This is a genomic window from Photobacterium sp. Hal280 (genome assembly GCF_037162255.1).
GTDB lineage: Bacteria > Pseudomonadota > Gammaproteobacteria > Enterobacterales > Vibrionaceae > Photobacterium.
On sequence record NZ_JARLUO010000001.1, the window covers coordinates 197,486 to 215,969 of the forward strand.

The following is an 18,484-nucleotide window of genomic DNA, read 5'->3' on the forward strand; positions in this document are numbered from 1 at the left end:
TCGCCTTTAAAATCCTGTTTAACGGCTTTGCTCAAATAACTCCCGGCCGATCAGCATGCGACGAATTTCCGATGTCCCCGCACCAATTTCATACAGCTTGGCGTCCCGCAGCAGGCGGCCGGTCGGAAATTCGTTGATATAGCCGTTACCGCCCAGCAGTTGTATCGCATCCAGCGCCATCTGGGTGGCCAGTTCAGCGCAGTAAAGAATGACACCCGCAGCATCCTGGCGTGTGGTTTCACCGCGATCACAGGCCGCAGCGACTGTGTAAACATAGGCCCGGGCTGCGTTCATTCGCGTATACATATCCGCGATTTTGGCTTGTACCAGCTGGAATTCCCCGATGGATTTTCCGAACTGTTTTCGGTCGTGGATATAGGGCAGGCAGACATCCAGACAGGCGCGCATAATGCCCAGCGGCCCGGCTGCCAGAACTACCCGCTCATAGTCCAGCCCGCTCATCAGCACTTCGACACCTTTGTTGTGCGGGCCTAACAAGTTATCAGCCGGTACTTCGCAGTCGGTAAACACCAGTTCGCAGGTGTTGGAGCCGCGCATGCCTAATTTGTCGAGCTTCTGGGCGCGGGTGAAGCCGGGGAAGTCTCGTTCGATGATAAAGGCGCTGATCCCTTTCGAGCCTGCCTGAGTATCTGTTTTTGCGTAGACCACAAAGGTATGGGCATCCGGACCATTGGTGATCCACATCTTATTGCCGTTCAGAATGTAGCGATCGTCTTTTTGGTCTGCCCTGAGCTGCATGCTGACCACATCGGAGCCCGCATTGGCTTCACTCATGGCCAGCGCGCCGACCTGTTCACCACTGATGAGGCCAGGCAGGTATTTTTCTTTCTGTGCCTGGGTGCCATTGCGGAAAATCTGATTGACACACAGGTTGGAATGCGCACCGTAACTCAGTCCAACAGAAGCTGAAGCGCGGCTGATTTCTTCCATGGCGACCACATGCGCCAGATAGCCCATACCGGCACCGCCAAATTCGTCACTGACAGTCACCCCCAGCAAACCCATCTCACCGAGCGCCGTCCATAAGTGAGACGGAAACTGGTTGTCTTTGTCAATTTGTTCAGCAATGGGGGCAATGGCATCGGCGGCAAAGTGGTTGACGTGATCGCGTAACATATCCAGCGTTTCGCCAAGGCCGAAGTTGAGCGGGGTAAACAGGTCTTTCATAGGATCTCCCTTCATCCGTTGACCGGACTGGTCCTGAGAAACGGCTGTATTCTCAACAAGGTGTTGTCATACCAGGTTGGCGGTTCGCCAACGGGTCATTGTTATTTCGCTTTACCGTTCAGTGCCAGCTTACACCGGCTTTTTGCGGCATTGAGTTCTTCCATCACGACTTTGATGTCATCTAACTGACGTTGAAGCTTGTGCTGTTTTTCGTCGATCATTGTGATCATTTGCCGCAATTGACCGTCACTCTGGTTGGTATCGTACAGGTCAAACAGTTCACGGATTTCGGCCAGCGAAAACCCCAATCGTTTTCCCCGCAAAATTAATTTCAGCCGTGTTTTGTCCCGCCGCTGATAGATGCGTATGGCACCTTCTCTGTCTGGCTGGAGCAGGCCCACATCTTCGTAAAAACGAATGCTGCGGGTGGTGATACCAAACTCTTTGGCAAGTTCACTGATCTTAAAGGTGTTCACCACGCTGCTGTCCTCTCGTTGCGGATTAAGCGGGACTGAATAACCGACTGTCACAGAGTGGTGTCAGAACGCTGGCCTGGCCGGCATCATGGCAACAATTCTGTACGCCTATCAACCAAATAGAAGTGACATTGTTGTTGTTTTGTTTCTTAACGTTTACGTAAATGTTAGTGCTATGCTTACGTAAACGTCAAGAAAAGTGGAGCCGGGTCATGGAAACCACCACCAAGACAGCCGCACCCCAACGCGGCGAGTCTCAGCAGCCTGAAAAGGAAGTCTGGATCGTGTCTGCCAAGAGAACCCCACTGGGTAGTTTTCAGGGGCAGTTTTCTTCTTTATCAGCAACGACACTGGGGGCGTATGCGATTAAAGGCGCTCTGGAAAGTATTGGCATTTTCGCCGATGAATTAGCGCCTGATCAGCCCGGTGGTCTGAACATCGATGAAGTACTGATGGGTTGTGTACTACCGGCAGGCTGTGGTCAGGCGCCAGCCCGACAGGCGGCATTGAATGCCGGTTTACCCATTTCTACCGGTTGCGTGACCGTGAATAAAGTCTGCGGATCCGGAATGAAAACTGTAATGCTGGCAGCGGATATGATCCGTGCCGGCAGTATTCACACTGCGGTGGCCGGTGGCATGGAAAGCATGACCAATGCACCGTACCTTCTCCGGCAGGCCAGAGGCGGTTTTCGCCTCGGGCATCAGACAACGGAAGATCATATTTTTCTGGATGGTTTACAGGATGCTTACGAGGGTGAGTTGATGGGCGTGTATGCCCAGCAGATTGCGGATGAACTGCAATTCAGCCGTGAAGACATGGATGACTGGGCCGCAATGTCAGTGGAGCGGGCGCGTCTGGCCATAGAGCATGGCTGGTTTGATCAGGAAACCTGTCCGGTGGTGGTGGCTGATCGTCGCGGAGAGCATCTGGTCAAAACAGATGAGCACCCCAATGAAGTGGATCCGGCAAAAATCCCGCAGCTGAAACCGGTATTTGCCAAAGACGGGACAGTGACCGCCGCCAATTCCAGCGCTATTGCCGATGGCGCCGCCGCGTTGCTGATGATGGACAGTGACACTGCCCGCCATCATGGTTTGGCCCCCGTAGCGATCATTCGCGGTCAGACAACCCATGCCCGTTTGCCGTCTGAGTTTACCCTGGCACCTGTCGACGCCATCCGTCAGTTACTGGATCGTCTGAACTGGTCAGTCGAAGAGGTGGATTTGTGGGAAATCAATGAAGCGTTTGCAGTCGTGACGCAAATTGCGGTGCGTGAACTGCATTTAAACGCCGATAAGGTCAATATTCATGGCGGTGCCTGCGCCCTGGGGCATCCGATAGGGGCCAGTGGTGCCCGCATCATTGTCAGCCTGATCCATGCTCTTCGCCGCAAACAACAGGAAGATGGCGCTGCCAGCAAAGGCATTGCTTCTTTATGTATCGGTGGCGGGGAAGCTACAGCGATCGCTATCGAATTACCGGCTCAGTGATATTCGTGTCTGGCAGCGGTAACGCCAGCAATGGAAAGACAGGTGAGAGGACGTGAAAATGATTGAGAAAGTACCTCTGTTTATTGAAGGAAAATTTTGCCAGTCGCAGTCAGATGAATGGATTGATGTGACCAACCCCGCGACCAACGAGGTGATCGCCCATCTGCCATGCGCACTGACAGCCGAGATTGACCAAGCCATCGCCAGTGCCAAAGCCACCTTTGAAAAATGGAAAACGGTGCCCGTGCCTGAACGGGCCAGGTTGATGCTGAGTTACCAGCAACTGCTCAAAGCGCACCATGATGAGCTGGCCTGTTTGCTGTCCAGTGAAACCGGAAAAATTCTGGCCGACGCAAAAGGGGATGTCTGGCGCGGGATTGAAGTGGTTGAACAGGCAGCAAACATTGCCAGCCTGATGATGGGTGAAACCACTGAAAATGTCGCCACGAACATCGACACTTACTCTCTGATTCAGCCACTGGGTGTCTGCAGCGGAATCACGCCATTTAATTTTCCGGCCATGATTCCGCTGTGGATGTTCCCGCTGGCTATCGCGGCCGGTAATACCTTCGTTCTTAAACCGTCCGATCAGGTGCCGCTGACATCAGTCCGGCTGGCGGAATTGTTCGAACAGGCCGGTGCGCCTCCCGGTGTGCTTCAGGTCGTCCATGGCCGCAAAGCCCAGGTGGATCATCTGCTGGAGCATCCGGATATCCGCACTGTGTCTTTTGTCGGCTCCGTGCCGGTCGCCCGCTATATCTATCAGACCGGCACACACAATCTGAAACGGGTTCAGGCGTTCGCGGGTGCGAAGAACCATCTGGTTGTCATGCCTGACGCGAACAAAGCACAGGTGATCAACAATCTGGTGGGGGCGTCCGTCGGGGCGGCCGGTCAACGGTGTATGGCCATATCAGTTGCTGTATTTGTCGACGGCGCAAAAGCCTGGATACCCGAGCTGAAAGAAGCCATGGCCGCCATGAAGCCCGGCGGCTGGGATGAAGAAGATGCCGCTTACGGCCCGCTGATCAGTGCGGAGGCCAAAACACGGGTTCTGCGACTGATTCAGGAAGGGAAAGCACAGGGGGCGGTGTGTGAACTGGATGGCACTGAATGCACAGTGAAAGATTACCCGAACGGGAACTGGGTCGGGCCGACCTTATTCAGTGGCGTCACCCCTGAGATGAGCATATACCGCGAGGAAATTTTTGGTCCTGTGCTGGTCTGTGTCGAAGCGGGCTCGCTTGAAGAAGCCATTGCGCTCATCAACAACAACCCTTACGGAAACGGGACGTCTATTTTCACCGCCAACGGCGCTGCGGCGCGCAAGTTTCAGCATGAAATTCAGGTTGGTCAGGTGGGGATTAATGTGCCGATTCCTGTGCCATTGCCATTTTTCTCATTCACGGGCTGGCGCGGCAGTTTCTATGGTGACTTACATGCTTATGGTAAGCAGGCCGTCCGTTTTTACACAGAGACCAAAACCGTGACAGCGCGTTGGTTTGATGACGACATCCCGAAAGGGCCTAATCTGACGATCAATATGGATCATTGATGACGACCTGTACCGGAGTGAGCGATGGATTTTGAACTCAATGAAGATCAGCGTGCTTTTGAAGATGCTGCACGTCAGTTTGCCAGGGAGCAGTTATTCCCGATGGCTGCCAGTTGGGATGAAACGTCTACCTTTCCCAAAGATGTGTTGCGTCAGGCCGGAGAAATGGGTTTTCTCAGCCTGTATACACCGCCGGAACAAGGGGGGATGGGGCTGAATCGGTTGGATGCCTCTGTTATCTTTGAGCAATTAGCCATGGGCTGCACCTCAACCACAGCGTTTATGACCATTCATAATATGGTGAGCTGGATGGTCGCCAGTTTCGCGACAGATCAGGCCCGAGCAGAATGCTGTCCGAAACTGAGCAGCGGTGAATGGCTCGGATCTTACTGTCTGACTGAAGCCAACGCGGGTTCTGATGCGGCATCACTGACGACCAAAGCGGTGCGTCAAGGGGATCACTATGTGATCTCCGGTGCGAAAGCTTTTATTTCCGGCGCCGGAGATACGGATTTGCTGATTGTGATGGCCCGAACCGGAGAAGCCGGGCCTGACGGCATCTCGGCGTTCATTGTGCCGGCCGATGCTGAGGGCATCAGCTATGGCCGGAAAGAACCTAAGCTGGGCTGGCACAGCCAGCCAACACGCGCAGTGACATTTGAGAAAGTCCGGGTTCCGGCCTATTACCTGTTAGGTGAAGAAGGCCAGGGATTCCGATTCGCCATGAAAGGCCTGGATGGCGGCAGGATCAACATAGCCACCTGCTCTGTTGGGACTGCGCAGCAGGCGCTGAATCTGGCCCGGCAGTACATGACAGAGCGTAAACAGTTCGGCAAACCGCTGGCGCACTTTCAGGCTCTGCAATTCAAACTGGCAGATATGGCGACTGAGCTGGTGGCGGCCCGTCAATTGGTGCGATATGCCGCCAGCAAACTGGATCGCGGCGATCCGGAAGCGACGGCTTATTGCGCCATGGCAAAACGCTTTGCAACCGATGTGGGATTTGCTGTTTGTGATCAGGCGCTGCAGCTCTATGGCGGTTATGGCTATATCCAGGAATATCCGATTGAACGCCATTTCCGTGATGTGCGGGTGCACCAGATTCTGGAAGGAACCAATGAAATCATGCGCTTGATCATCGCGCGTCGTTTATTAAACGATGATACTGCACTGCTTTGAATCATTGTGCTCAGTCCACAGTCAAAATATCACGCAAACTTCGTCATTACAGAGTTCGCAATTCCATCGTACGCAATTAAAGAGAAAGAGGGCGGGATGATGCATCCACTGACACAAACAGGCGGTTCGATTGAGGTGAAGATTGATGGCCATGTCGCGGTACTGACCATGAACAATCCGCCAGCCAATACCTGGACCGCAGACAGTCTTCATCAGCTGAAATCTCTGATTGAAGCGTTGGACAAGGACAAATCTATCTATGCCTTGGTGCTGACGGGAAAAGGTGAGAAATTCTTTTCAGCCGGTGCCGATCTCAAACTCTTTGCCAGCGGCGATAAAGGCGTGGCGGCTGACATGGCGTATTGTTTCGGCGAGGCTTTCGAAACCTTGTCGTCCTACCGGGGTGTCTCGATTGCTGCGATTAACGGTTATGCAATGGGCGGTGGCCTTGAGGTGGCGTTAGCCTGCGATATCCGTATTGCTGAGGCCCACGCGGTGATGGCTCTGCCCGAAGCCAGTGTCGGTCTGCTTCCTTGCGCTGGCGGCACGCAGAACCTGGCCTGGCTGGTGGGCGAAGGCTGGGCAAAACGGATGATTTTGTGTGGTGAACGGGTTGGCGCCTCGCAGGCGCTGGACATTCGTCTGGTTGAGGAAGTCGTGGCTTCAGGGCAAGGGCTGGAAACCGCAATGAAACTGGCTGCAGAAGTGGCTAATCAGTCACCGACAGCGGTTACAGCCTGTAAAACATTGATTCAGCAGGCAAGGTTTGCGCCTTTACATCAGGGGCTGATTCAGGAAAGGGAACGATTTGTCCGCCTGTTTGAGACCGCCGATCAACAGGAAGGGGTGAATGCGTTTCTGGAGAAACGCGCACCTGTCTGGAAAAACGAATAAGACAGAAAGACTGGATGTCGTGTCCGCCACAATGGTCTTGGCGGACACGCAGGATGAAAAGATCATGAATGGAGAGATCATGACAGGAACAATGAAATTTAACGAGCTGGAATGCGCAGACGGTTCCCGCATTGGTGTTGCGGCGCTGGACAACCCTGCCGCACTGAATGCACTGACCCTGCCTATGCTCAAGCAGTTAAGCATTCAACTGGCTGACTGGGAAAATGACAGCAACATCGCGTGTGTTTTTCTTCACAGCGAACACAGCAAAGCCTTTTGTGCCGGCGGTGACGTGCGCGCTATGTATCATGCCATGATTGAAGCTGATGCTCACAAGCAGGCTGGTGAGAGCGGTGCTTCTCCTGAAGCGTTTCTGACCGAGTATTTCAGCGTCGAGTATCGTTGTGATTATCAGATCCATCAGTACAAAAAGCCGCTCATCGTATGGGGTGAAGGCATCGTGATGGGCGGCGGTATCGGCCTGTATATGGGGGCGAGCCACAGGGTGGTGACGCCGACCAGCCTACTGGCCATGCCGGAAGTCACGATTGGCTTGTATCCGGATGTTGGCGGGACCTGGTTTCTGAATCAGTTACCTCCCGGCATTGGATTGTTTCTGGGGCTGACGGGGGCACGTGTGAATGCCAGTGATGCGCTCGATCTGAAAATGGCCGACTATATTTTGCTGGCAGAGCACAAAGAGGCCGTGCTTTCAGCTTTGCAGGCCATTAACTGGCAGCAGGCCGGGGAACCCGATAAAGCGGTCACATCGTGCCTGAGTCAGTTGGCGGAGTTGGCGAAACCATCATGGCCACCCAGCCAGATGATCCCTTACTTCCCTCAGATCCAGGCTGCCAGCGTCGGGCGTGATTTGAATGAAATCTGTCAGCAAATTCAGGCCATTGACGGCTTAGGTACCTGGCTGGAAACTGCAAAATCGACTCTGAAACACGGCAGTCCCGTTACCGCGCATATATGCTACCGGCAAATGACAGACTACAAAACCCTTTCGCTGGCGGATTGTTTCCGTCTTGAGCTGGGTTTATCTGTTCGCTGCGGCATGCTGGGCGAGTTTCAGGAAGGTGTCAGGGCGCGATTGATTGATAAGTGCGGCGAACCGAAATGGATTTTCCCTGATGTGTCGGCGGTAGACAGCAGCGTGATTGATGATCTCTTTGCTCCGATGTGGAGTGATGATGAGCATCCGCTGCGTGACTTAGACGCAGACTGATATCTCCACCCTACACATAGATCCGGGCTTACAGAGTCTGAACAGGAGTGTGTTATGGCAGCAATTGCATTTGTTGGATTAGGCAACATGGGCAGTCCGATGGCGAGAAATTTACTCAGCGCGGGCTATCAGGTCAATGTTTACGATATCAATACAGACGCGGCTCGTAAGCTGGAAAAAGAGGGAGCCAGAGTGGTGTCCTCTTTAAAAGAAGCAGTCACCGGCGCGGATACCGTGATCACTATGCTGCCGGCAGGTCAGCATGTCCATGATGTTTATCTGGGGCCAAAAGGACAGCCTGAAGCAGGCCTGCTCAATCTGGTTTCAACCGGCACGTTTCTGATTGACTCTTCCACCATTGATCCTGCAACAGCAAAAGAAGTGGCCCGTCATGCCCGGCAACACCAGCTGGAGTTTGTCGACGCGCCTGTCTCTGGCGGTGTGGCCGGTGCAGAAGCCGGTACGCTGACATTCATCGTCGGTGGCACTGATTCCGCTTTTCATCGTGCAGAAACGGTTCTGCAGCATGTGGGCAAAAACATCTTCCATGCGGGACCAGCCGGTGCCGGGCAGATGGCCAAAATCTGCAATAACCTGATGCTGGCCGTCCAAATGGCCGGCGCCTGTGAAGCGATTAATCTGGGTATGGAAAACGGACTGGATCCCAAAGTCTTGTCTGACATCATGCTGCAAAGCTCTGGCCGCAACTGGGTACTGGAACTTTATAACCCTTGTCCTGGGGTGATGGACAATACGCCAGCCAGTCAAGGCTATCAGCCTGGGTTTATGAGTAAACTGATGCTCAAAGATTTGGGGTTAGGCATGGATGCCGCACTGCAAAGTCAGACGTCTGTGCCTATGGGGGCGCTGGCTCGCAATCTGTATGCTTTTCACAATGCAAACGGCAATGAACAGCGCGATTTTTCCAGCCTGTTTGAGTTTTATCACAGTGAAGCAAAACAATCTTAAAGTGAAAGGAGATCAGTATGGATCTACGAAATGCTGTGATAGCAATTACCGGTGCGGGCCAGGGTTTAGGGCAGATGATGGCCGTGACACTGGCTCAGGCTGGTGCGGACTTAGCTTTGATCGATCTGAATCAAGAAGGTCTCGCCCAGACGCGGACGCAATGCCAGATGTTAAGCAGTAAAGCGTTAACGTATGAAGCAGATGTTACACAGGAAAACCAGGTCGAGCGGGTATTTGATCAGATCATTGACGATTTTGGCCAGCTGGATGGTTTAGTGAACAATGCCGGTATTTTGCGTGACGGCTTGCTGGTCAAAGTGAAAGATGGCGAGTTAACGAAAATGTCGCTTGAACAGTTTAATGCCGTGATGACAGTGAACAGTACAGGGACTTTTCTCTGCGGGCGGGAAGCCGCTGCCCGTATGATCCAGACCCAACGCCCTGGGGTGATTATTAATATTTCCAGTGTTGCCAGAGCCGGAAATTTTGGTCAGAGCAACTATGCCGCCTCTAAAGCCGCAGTTGCCACCATGGCTGTTTGCTGGGCAAAAGAGTTGGGGCGTTATGGGATTCGCGCTGCGGCTATCGCACCGGGCGTTGTCAAAACGGCAATGGCAGATCAGATGCCACAGGAAGCCATAGACAGACTTGAAAAAATGATCCCGTTAAAGCGTGTTGGTCAGGCCAAAGAAATTGCGCATGCGGTGAAATTCATTCTGGAAAATGACTATTTCACCGGACGGGTACTGGAAGTGGATGGCGGGATGAGAATGTAGATACTGCATTGTTGTATTGACGGAGATTCCAGATATCACGGGCCGTCATGGCCCGTGAATGCTTGCAGATAAACTAGGGGCCGTACACGATGGCGTACAATGCGAGTCCGCCACCAATGACCAACATCAGCAGCGACAGGTAAACAGTGATTTTCGTCAGGATTGACATCCATTTAGGCTGGTTTTCAGGCATCGTCTTCTTGTCTTCGGATTAATGTGTGGCGGTTTCTGTCGCGGGACAATGCCACAAAACAGACGGGCAGGCGAGTGCTATTCACATTTGATTGCAGTTTTCATCATTGTGATTCCATGCGGTTTTTCTAAAGGCTGTGAATCACATTGGATCACTGGCGGATTGCGCTGAAACGCATGGCTGATCGATTGAGCCTGCTGAGCGGTCAACCGGGACTGTGACCCGGATGCCAACGCCAGCACGATATCAATATTCGGCAGTGGTGGCAGCCAGTCGGTATGAAGAACCTGTAAATCCGGCGCCATACTGCTGCGCGCCATTGCCCCGATGGCCAGTCCGGCCCGAACCATTCCGCGTTGTGCGGTCGCACTGCTGCTGCAACTGATCAGCTCAAAACTGATTTCCTGCTTTATCAAGCCATCCAGCGCCGCGCCATGAAATTTACAATCTGCCTGAAAAAGCGCAATCGGCAGTGGACGACGATGAAGTAAATCGACCTGTGATGTGCCATACCATACGCCTTGATCGTGCATCAGAAAGTGGCCTTCTTCCGAGTCCGGATGGCGTGTCAGCATGGCGGCATGGAGCTCGCCTTTATCCATCAATTGTCGTAAACGCGCACTGGACGCACAGGTGACGTGGATTGGTACCGGGCCAAGTTGCGCGCGAATCAGGAAAACAAGGTGCGGCAGCAAGGTTTCTGCATAATCATCCGGGCAGCCGATCAGTAAAGGCTGGGTGTCAGTATTTGATTTCAGGCTGGACACGGCCTCGTCATGCAGGCTTAACAAGCGGCGGGCATAGCTGGCTAACTGTTGCCCTTCGTGGGTTAACACCAATTGACGACCTTCACGCTGAAACAGGCACTTCTCTAATTCCTGCTCCAGTTTTTTCATCTGCATACTAATGGCAGACTGTGTTCTGAAAGTCTGTTTTGCTGCCCGGGTGAAACTTCCTGTATCGATAAAAGCGAGAAAGCTGCGCAGCGCATCAATATCCATAAGCGTCCCTGACGAAAATCCATCGACATGTAAGAGTCAGGCAAGCATACAGCGAGTGTGGCCAAAATGTCACGAAGCGAAAGCCAGTAAACAGTACAGGCAGCCCTATGGGGCTGCCTGTGTTCGTGGCTGTGAGGGATAGAGTTAAGAGGCAGACTATTACAGCTTTTCGGATGCAGTATCGGCAGTTTCTGTTGAAGGTGAACTTGCAACGTTATAAGGCGCGTCTTGTTCAAAATAAGAGAGATCACGGACATTTTTCTGAGTCACAATTGCACTGAACAGCCCGAGAATAAACGCAATGGCAAAAAAGCCTTTTTCATTCAGTGCAAGTGTATCGGCGTTCCACAGACCAATGACCATCAACGCACAGGCGATAGCTACGCAGGCAATCACCAGCATTTTATATGCGCTGGTGACTTTAATGCCTTCCATTTCATCCCGTACCGTCTTTTGTAAAGTGATCACACTGAACAGGCCAAAGAGCATGACCACAAGATAGTAGCCTTTTTCATTGAGCTGCAGGTCTGCATTGAGTAATCCTACGGCATAGGCACATAGCGCAATCGCAAGTGCCGCCCAAGAAGTGAAGACGAACGCTTTGGTTGGCTTTAAAGATGAGTTCATTTTGTACCTTTTTGTAAGAAAACAAGATCGATGCGATGAAACGGTTTATACCGTAATCAGCTCTTTCAGATAGGCGACAGCTTAGTGAATGAATGTTTAATGGTTTAGATACTTTTTAAAGGCATCATGTAAGTGTTTATTTGTCATACGGCGAGCCTGGAAACGGCGTATCGGAGGCCTCGCCAGTGCCGTCGAAGAGTACGACAACCTCTGTGGTGTTATCAGGTGAGCGAATTACCCAACCATTGGGGTCAGCGTTCTCTCTGGGCGTGCAGTCATCCAGTTTTGAAAAGCAATTCATTGTGTAAAGAAGGCGAACGCGCGGGCCGTCTACAATTAATTGCATTGCAGTATTTGCTGTTTTAAAGCTCTTGTAAAAATCTCGAAGAGCATTAATTTTCAGCCCTGCAAGCTCGTTGTCTATTTGATTATTGATCCTGTAAAACGCTATGAATTTATTTCCTTCGGCATTGTATTTCGCCCAAAACCCATTGATTTCATCAGGTATGCTGATAGCACCTATATCTGCGCTTTTTCCGCTGTAACTGCTTACTGCACCATATCCAAAGCCAGCATTTACACCTGTTGTATCTTTTACGTTCATAACCCTAATACTGTGGTATCCGGTGGTGCTGCCTGCCGTGCCAATCGAGGTTACCGGAGTTAAGCTAATTGAACAGCCTGTAAGCAGGCTGCAATACATGAGCAGGATGAAGGGCTTGTCGTTCATTTATCGTATGGCGAGCCAGGAAACGGCGTATCGGAGGCCTCGCCATTGCCGTCGAAGAGTACGACAACCTCTGTGGTGTTATCAGGTGAGCGAATTACCCAACCATTGGGGTCAGCGTTCTCTCTGGGCGTGCAGTCCATACGATATGAATAACAATTCATCGAATATAAAATACGAACTCTTTCACTGTCTACGACAACTCTAATCCTTGTATTCAATGCTCTATGGTTTCTGTAGTAATTTCTCAGCGCTTCAATTTTTTGCTTTGCCAGATTACTGTCAATGGATGTTGAAATACGATAAAAAGCAATTAATTCATCTCCGTCAGCATGATATTTGGCCCAATAACCGTCAATGTGTTCAGGGATACCAATGCTACCGATATCTGCACTAGCTCCCGAGTAGCTATTAACTGCTCCATGAGCAAAACTGGCTCCTCCACCTTGTGTATCTTTTATGTACATCAATTTGATACTGTGATAACCGGTTGTACTTCCTGCCGTGCCAATTGAGGTTACCGGAGTTAAGCTAATTGAACAGCCTGTAAGCAGGCTGCAAAACATGAACAGGATGAAGGGCTTGTCGTTCATTTATCGTATGGCGAGCCAGGAAATGGCGTATCTGAGGCTTCGCCAGTGCCGTCGAAGAGAACGACAACCTCTGTGGTGTTATTCGGTGAACGCTCAACCCAACCGTTAGGATCTGCGTTTTGTCTGGGTGTGCAGTCATTAAATTTTGCAAAACAGTTCAATGTGTAAATGAGACGAACACGCGGACCATCAACAGCAAGTACCATTGCTGCCAGATGATCCCCGTGATTTTTATAATAGTCTCTTAATGTACTGATTTTATTTTCTACCAGTTTACTGTCGATAGAAGCCGTAATATGGTAGTACTTTTCATAGCTATCCCAGCCTTTTGACCAATACCCCTGAATGAAGTTAGGTGTACCAATTGATCCAATGTCTGCACTTTTACCTGGATAACTACTAACAGCACCATAAGCAAAATTTGTCCGGCCGCCATTTGTATCAGTTACAGTCATCCGTTTAATAATATGCGGACCGGTTGTACTTCCCGCATTGCCAATCTCTGCAAAATTTTCAGCATAAGGTGAAAATGAACACGCAGAGAGAGCTATGCACGAAATCAATAAGGTGGATAACCATTTAAGCATTCTCAAATATGTCCCTTACTATTTTATCGTCGTCGTTACGATTAGGTTTATTCACAAGCCACTCATAGACCTCAAAGTAGCCGGGGTTAATGAGTGCATCATGTGGGCGATGGATCCATTTGTGTCCGTGTTTTTCTATGTTGGCTTGCCAGTGCTCTTGTGAGATGCTCCCTACCGGAAGAGCGGCTAGTTTCTGCCAAAGTTGCTGAATGTCGTCGTCTGTGACAAAGTCTTTGGGTTGCTCGTAAGCGGATGCAATCCATTTGATTCCGATGCTTTCCGCCTGTTGTTTCATGCGTTCCTGAGTGAGACCGGATAGTGCGTTGTTAACCGGTTGCAGGCGGTAATAATGCAACACGGCTTTATCTCTTTTGATGGCACCATATTGCCCATACGAATCCTGACAGTGCTGTATCCAACCCGGCTCTCTCTCGGCCATTAAGAACTCTAGGTATGGAATTAATTTACTGTCTGGGTTTTCGGGAACCGTTCTCACTCCGTCACTGGTCTGAATCACTTTACCAACCAGTGATTCAGATTTGATCCATTCTCTGTTGTAAGTCGTGAGCATGGGGAACTCATATCGTTCGTCCAGGCCCTTTTTATCATACTGCTCAATGGAGGAATAACCACCACCGACATCTGAGTGTGCACCAGGGAATACTTCCTCATAAAAGTTGTCTGGTAGTGTACCTTTGGTCTTTAGTGTCGTTAATGGAAAATTCACACGAAATTCGTGATGTGCGCACAACTGCACAACGCTTTGCGCACAATTCGGTTGCAGTACAAGTTGGAAGTTACCCTCATCGGCATTGCCGGGCCAGTAAAACGATCCGACCGTGTCGAACAGTCCGACAAATCGGACACTGACCTGCCGTGAGGTATCCAGTTCATAGCCTTGTTCACTGTTAAACCAGTGAGCGTCTTCTGTACCTAACAGGTTGGGAGTGATACCGAGAGAATCTCTCCCTCGACGACTGCGAGTGTAATCGGGAAGGCCCTTTAACGCGGCATTGACAAAATGGCGGGCTAAAGCAGCGCCTCGACTGAAGCCGAAGACATCAAATTCAATATGGGTTATTGCAGCATAAGAGCCTTCTGTATCTAACTCTTTGATAATGTTAGCAAGCTGTTTGAGCAAGTTTTGCCATTTGGCGAAGGCTCCTGTTGAATCAAAGACACCTAATGCTTGGCCAAAGGTTTTTTCATCATCGCCATCATCAATCTCACCAGGATCTTGATGGGCACCATCAACAGTACCAACTCCTGATACATAGATAGCATACGATTCTTCCTTGATATCAGGATAAGCATCGAATAATCGCCCAATATTCGAACGGGACTTGTTGCCATAGGTCTCTTTGTACAAGTCATTGTCTTTGTTCTGGCCCGTTCCGTCGAAGAAGACGCCGATTCGCAGGATGCGCTGTTTTACCTGCGTGGTATTCACGACAGGGGTTTGGGCGAGAATTTTACTGTTCTCCTGAATATGCAGCAGGTCAGGCATCAGGTAGCGCTGAGTGTAGGTGCCCCACACATTGCCAAAAGGATAGCCTTTTCCGGTTTCAATGTTGGTGAGCGGAGAGGGGATATCGGGTTGTTGAGGTTGTGAGTTCCTGTTCAGCTCGGTGATTTGCAAAGCATCGCCGATTTGCAGTTTCAGGGGATCGTCGTTGTACTGCGGATTCAGATCCAGTAGCTGCCTGGCAGTCAGACCGTATTGTGCCGCAATATCCGACCAGCTTTCACGTTGTCGGGTATCTGGCTGCATTTTGACGGTGTGATGTGTTTTCTCGGCGGTGTTTTCTGGCGGTGTGGCTTCGTGAGTGTCGCGTTCAAGCAGTGCCTGTGTACGGCTGGTGACAATGCTCTGCATATCCAGCGCAACGGCATGCTCTGCCAGCCATGCCGGTGAAATTGTGGCAAATTCGTCGTCAGAGAGCTTTTGTTTGCGAAACAGGATGTACTGATCGGAGACGGGCTGCCTTTCGATTTTATAAGGCAGCAGCAGGCTGCTGTAATGATGTTCAGACAATAATTCGTCGGTCAATGTGGTGGCGTCTGAACGGGTGAACTGAAAGCTCCACCTGTCTTCACCGGTCAGCTTACATTCTTTGACCAGCTTGCTGTCGCAAAAATAATAAAAGTAGCCAAGCGTTGGCCAGCCAAGCCATTTTTCTGACTGTACGGCTAACTTTACCGGGACAAATTCTGCGTTGATATAACCGGTATTGATTGGCTGAGGGTGAATCGTATAAGAAGATGCTAATCCCGCCTGCTGGAAAACCTCGTGCAGAAGCTGCTTGTCTTCCTGTTCAATACAAGATGCCGTCAGCAGACTGTGGCCGTTTTTCCACGGTGACTTTTTCCAGGTCGTTACCGCGTTCTCCGCGTCGGTACGTTTCAGAGTCCAGCTGCCCACTTGCAGCGCTGTCAGTTCTGACGGTGAGCAGAGTATCAGCAGATTACATTCAAACTGCGCTGTTTCCAGTACGGTTTCACTTAATGTTTTAATCGGCGGCTTACTGGAAACTATTTGATTATCCAGTGGTTTATAACCCGCTTTTACGAACTGTTTTGGTTTGTTCCGATTGAATGACATTGTGATAGTAATCTGTGATTGTTTTTTGTGATTTTACAGTTCTAACCTATTGATGTGAATCAGTTATTCTTAGGCTATGCGTCGTATTGGCCTGTCATTTTCACTCTTTTTGCAGACGATTTATTAATTGCGGACTAGTTCGCAAATAAAAATTTAATGTGGGTCAGGTTAGGGTGTGCGAAACAGTTCTGAACTATCTCTGCATGAAGGCCTGGGCTGATGTACCGTTCACATCAGGAAAATTGATGAATACCCATTCGGAATCCTGATAGGTCATATCAAAATTATGCGTTAGTCAGCTGAGCAGCAAAGACGTAGGGTATACGGAAACGTTAGGTTCTATCTGGGATGAGGACAAGAGATGCAATTGATTATTGGCAATAAAAACTATTCAAGCTGGTCTTTTCGTGGCTGGCTGATGTTGGTTCAGAATGGCATACCTTTTCATGAAAACAAGCTCACGCTGTTTACTGACAATTTTTATCGCACGCTGGAAGTTTATTCACCGGCTGCGAAAGTCCCTGTGTTAATCGATGGTGATGTGACGGTTTGGGATTCGCTGGCAATCTGTGAGTACATCAACGAAGCTTACTGTCAGGGACGAGCCTGGCCGCAGGATAAAATTGAACGTGCAAAGGCGCGGGCAATCAGCTGTGAAATGCATTCTGGCTTTACAGCACTGCGCAATGAAATGCCGATGAACTGCCGTGCCCGACGACAAGTTGAGTTGTCTGAGGCGGCCCAGAATGATATCGCCCGGATTGATCAGATCTGGCGTGATCAGATGTTGAAATACAGTGACAATGGCGGCTGGCTGTTCGGTGAATGGAGTATCGCCGATTGCATGTATGCGCCTGTCGTACTTCGTTTCAAAACGTATGGTATTGAAGTGTCCGATCTCAGCAAGCGCTATATGGATAAAGTGTTGCAGTCGGCACCGGTGAAAGCCTGGCTGAAAGAAGCTTTGCTGGAAACCGATATTGTGCCGGAAGATGAAGCGGGAACAGACCTCGTCTGAAGGGCTCGGTTTCCCCCTCGGTTTCCCTCTCAATGATGGATGAGGGAAATCGGAAGATAATTCTGCTCACTGGTCAGCAGACTCCGTGGTAAACTCCCGCGCTTGATGTAGGGCCTGCTCTACTTTTACCGCGTTCAGATCAACCAGGGGCGATACATGCCATTTTCTACTCTCGGACTTAGTGCACCACTGAATAAAGCAGTGGCCGAGCTGGGTTACACAAAACCGACAACGATTCAGGCGAAAGCCATTCCTGTGATACTGGAAGGGCAGAATCTTATTGCTGCCGCCCAGACAGGTACAGGTAAAACAGCCAGTTTTGTGTTGCCAATACTGGAAAGGCTGAGTCAAGGCCAGACCCAGCGCAAAAAGCGCGTTCGTGCCTTAATTCTGGTGCCGACCCGCGAGCTGGCGATGCAGGTGGAAGAAAAAGTTACCCATTATGGTAAGCACCTGGGTTTGACGTCGCTGGCAATGTACGGCGGTGTGGATGAACAGCAGCAAAAACAGCGTTTGATTGACGGTGTGGATGTGCTGGTGGCAACGCCGGGCCGTTTGATTGATATGTATGGTCAGCGTGCTGTGTATTTCGAAGAAATCGAAATGGTGGTGCTGGATGAAGCCGATCGGATGCTGGATATGGGCTTCATTGAAGCCATCAACAAGATCCTGGATCGTCTGCCAGACAATAGTCAGTTTTTGCTGTTTTCTGCCACTTTGTCGAATAAGGTGCGGGATCTGGCTAAATCGGTCGTCAATAATCCATATGAAATTAGCATCGCGGCCAATCAGGCATCTAAAGCGAATATTTCACAATGGTTAATCACGGTTGATAAAGATAAAAAATCTGCGCTGTTAAGTCATCTGATTCAGGAAAACCAGTGGGATCAGGCGTTGATCTTCATTGAGACCAAGCACGGTGCAGCGAAACTGGCTTCTCAGCTGGAAAAGCGCGGTATTGAAGCCGAAGCATTTCACAGCGGGCGCAGCCAGGCGATTCGTGCTCAATTGCTGGCCGATTTTAAAGCAGGCAAGATTAAATACCTGATAGCAACTGGCGTCGGTGCCCGCGGTATCGACATTGAAGAATTGTCACGTGTGGTCAATTACGATTTACCATTCCCGGCAGATGAGTACGTACACCGTATCGGTCGAACCGGACGGGCAGATGCGGCCGGCGAAGCGATCTCTTTTGTGTCAAAAGATAACTTCAAAAACCTGTGCATGATCGAGAGTCGTCTTGGGCATTTGATTGAGCGCCGGGAAATCGAAGGCTTCGCACCGAAAAAGCCTGTCCCTGTCAGTGTGCTGAACTACGTTCCGAAAAACAAACGTCCTAAAAGAGACTGATGCAAGACTGATCTTGTCGTCAATG

Annotated in this window: 17 protein-coding genes; 9 read left to right on the forward strand and 8 right to left on the reverse strand. The window is 50.5% G+C overall.

Going from position 1 to position 18,484, the window contains the following annotated elements; all coding sequences use genetic code 11:
* Positions 1–18: 18 nt before the first annotated feature.
* Together P4S53_RS00935 and P4S53_RS00940 are read right to left on the reverse strand one after the other, a co-directional pair.
* Positions 19–1,188: an isovaleryl-CoA dehydrogenase gene (locus P4S53_RS00935; protein ID WP_337110954.1), complete on the reverse strand. Its 1,170-nt coding sequence runs from the start codon at positions 1,186–1,188 to the stop codon at positions 19–21.
* A gap of 101 nt (positions 1,189–1,289) precedes the next feature.
* Entirely contained in the window at positions 1,290–1,664 is a 375-nt protein-coding gene (locus P4S53_RS00940) for a MerR family transcriptional regulator (protein ID WP_337112033.1), read from the reverse strand.
* A gap of 212 nt (positions 1,665–1,876) precedes the next feature.
* Between P4S53_RS00940 and P4S53_RS00945 the strand changes: the two genes are divergently transcribed.
* From P4S53_RS00945 to P4S53_RS00975, 7 genes are all read left to right on the forward strand, one after another.
* On the forward strand, positions 1,877–3,157 hold the full coding sequence (locus P4S53_RS00945) for a thiolase family protein (protein ID WP_337110955.1): 1,281 nt from the start codon (positions 1,877–1,879) through the stop codon (positions 3,155–3,157).
* A 58-nt stretch (positions 3,158–3,215) separates the two neighbouring features.
* Entirely contained in the window at positions 3,216–4,712 is a 1,497-nt protein-coding gene (locus P4S53_RS00950) for a CoA-acylating methylmalonate-semialdehyde dehydrogenase (protein ID WP_337110956.1), read from the forward strand.
* 24 nt (positions 4,713–4,736) lie between these two features.
* Positions 4,737–5,891 carry an acyl-CoA dehydrogenase family protein gene (locus P4S53_RS00955; protein ID WP_337110957.1) on the forward strand — a complete coding sequence of 385 codons (1,155 nt, stop codon included), beginning with the start codon at positions 4,737–4,739 and terminating at the stop codon, positions 5,889–5,891.
* A gap of 96 nt (positions 5,892–5,987) precedes the next feature.
* The gene (locus P4S53_RS00960) at positions 5,988–6,785 is read left to right on the forward strand and encodes an enoyl-CoA hydratase (protein WP_337110958.1); all 798 of its coding nucleotides are present in this window, start codon (positions 5,988–5,990) and stop codon (positions 6,783–6,785) included.
* A 79-nt stretch (positions 6,786–6,864) separates the two neighbouring features.
* On the forward strand, positions 6,865–8,016 hold the full coding sequence (locus P4S53_RS00965; RefSeq protein WP_337110959.1) for an enoyl-CoA hydratase/isomerase family protein: 1,152 nt from the start codon (positions 6,865–6,867) through the stop codon (positions 8,014–8,016).
* Between the two features lie 54 nt (positions 8,017–8,070).
* Positions 8,071–8,985: a 3-hydroxyisobutyrate dehydrogenase gene (gene mmsB, locus P4S53_RS00970; protein ID WP_337110960.1), complete on the forward strand. Its 915-nt coding sequence runs from the start codon at positions 8,071–8,073 to the stop codon at positions 8,983–8,985.
* Between the two features lie 17 nt (positions 8,986–9,002).
* A complete protein-coding gene (locus P4S53_RS00975; RefSeq protein ID WP_337110961.1) occupies positions 9,003–9,761 on the forward strand; it encodes an SDR family oxidoreductase in 759 nt (252 codons plus the stop codon).
* A gap of 270 nt (positions 9,762–10,031) precedes the next feature.
* On the opposite strand, the gene P4S53_RS00980 is transcribed toward P4S53_RS00975, so the two are convergent.
* The 6 genes from P4S53_RS00980 to P4S53_RS01005 all read right to left on the reverse strand — a co-directional run bounded on the left by P4S53_RS00980 (position 10,032) and on the right by P4S53_RS01005 (position 15,911).
* Positions 10,032–10,955 (reverse strand): LysR family transcriptional regulator, encoded by a 924-nt coding sequence (locus P4S53_RS00980; RefSeq protein ID WP_337110962.1) that lies wholly within the window; start codon positions 10,953–10,955, stop codon positions 10,032–10,034.
* Positions 10,956–11,114: 159 nt separating this feature from the next.
* Positions 11,115–11,582: an inner membrane protein YiaA gene (yiaA, locus tag P4S53_RS00985; RefSeq protein ID WP_337110963.1), complete on the reverse strand. Its 468-nt coding sequence runs from the start codon at positions 11,580–11,582 to the stop codon at positions 11,115–11,117.
* Positions 11,583–11,718: 136 nt separating this feature from the next.
* Positions 11,719–12,312 (reverse strand): hypothetical protein, encoded by a 594-nt coding sequence (locus tag P4S53_RS00990; protein WP_337110964.1) that lies wholly within the window; start codon positions 12,310–12,312, stop codon positions 11,719–11,721.
* Positions 12,309–12,902 (reverse strand): hypothetical protein, encoded by a 594-nt coding sequence (locus P4S53_RS00995; protein WP_337110965.1) that lies wholly within the window; start codon positions 12,900–12,902, stop codon positions 12,309–12,311. The genes P4S53_RS00990 and P4S53_RS00995 overlap by 4 nt, the downstream gene beginning before the upstream one ends.
* The gene (locus P4S53_RS01000) at positions 12,899–13,489 is read right to left on the reverse strand and encodes a hypothetical protein (RefSeq protein WP_337110966.1); all 591 of its coding nucleotides are present in this window, start codon (positions 13,487–13,489) and stop codon (positions 12,899–12,901) included. The genes P4S53_RS00995 and P4S53_RS01000 overlap by 4 nt, the downstream gene beginning before the upstream one ends.
* On the reverse strand, positions 13,482–15,911 hold the full coding sequence (locus P4S53_RS01005) for a phospholipase effector Tle1 domain-containing protein (protein ID WP_337110967.1): 2,430 nt from the start codon (positions 15,909–15,911) through the stop codon (positions 13,482–13,484). The genes P4S53_RS01000 and P4S53_RS01005 overlap by 8 nt, the downstream gene beginning before the upstream one ends.
* 541 nt (positions 15,912–16,452) lie before the next feature.
* Here P4S53_RS01005 and P4S53_RS01010 point away from each other — a divergent pair.
* Positions 16,453–17,109 carry a glutathione S-transferase family protein gene (locus P4S53_RS01010; RefSeq protein WP_337110968.1) on the forward strand — a complete coding sequence of 219 codons (657 nt, stop codon included), beginning with the start codon at positions 16,453–16,455 and terminating at the stop codon, positions 17,107–17,109.
* 156 nt (positions 17,110–17,265) lie between these two features.
* The gene (locus P4S53_RS01015) at positions 17,266–18,459 is read left to right on the forward strand and encodes a DEAD/DEAH box helicase (RefSeq protein ID WP_337110969.1); all 1,194 of its coding nucleotides are present in this window, start codon (positions 17,266–17,268) and stop codon (positions 18,457–18,459) included.
* Positions 18,460–18,484 lie beyond the last annotated feature (25 nt).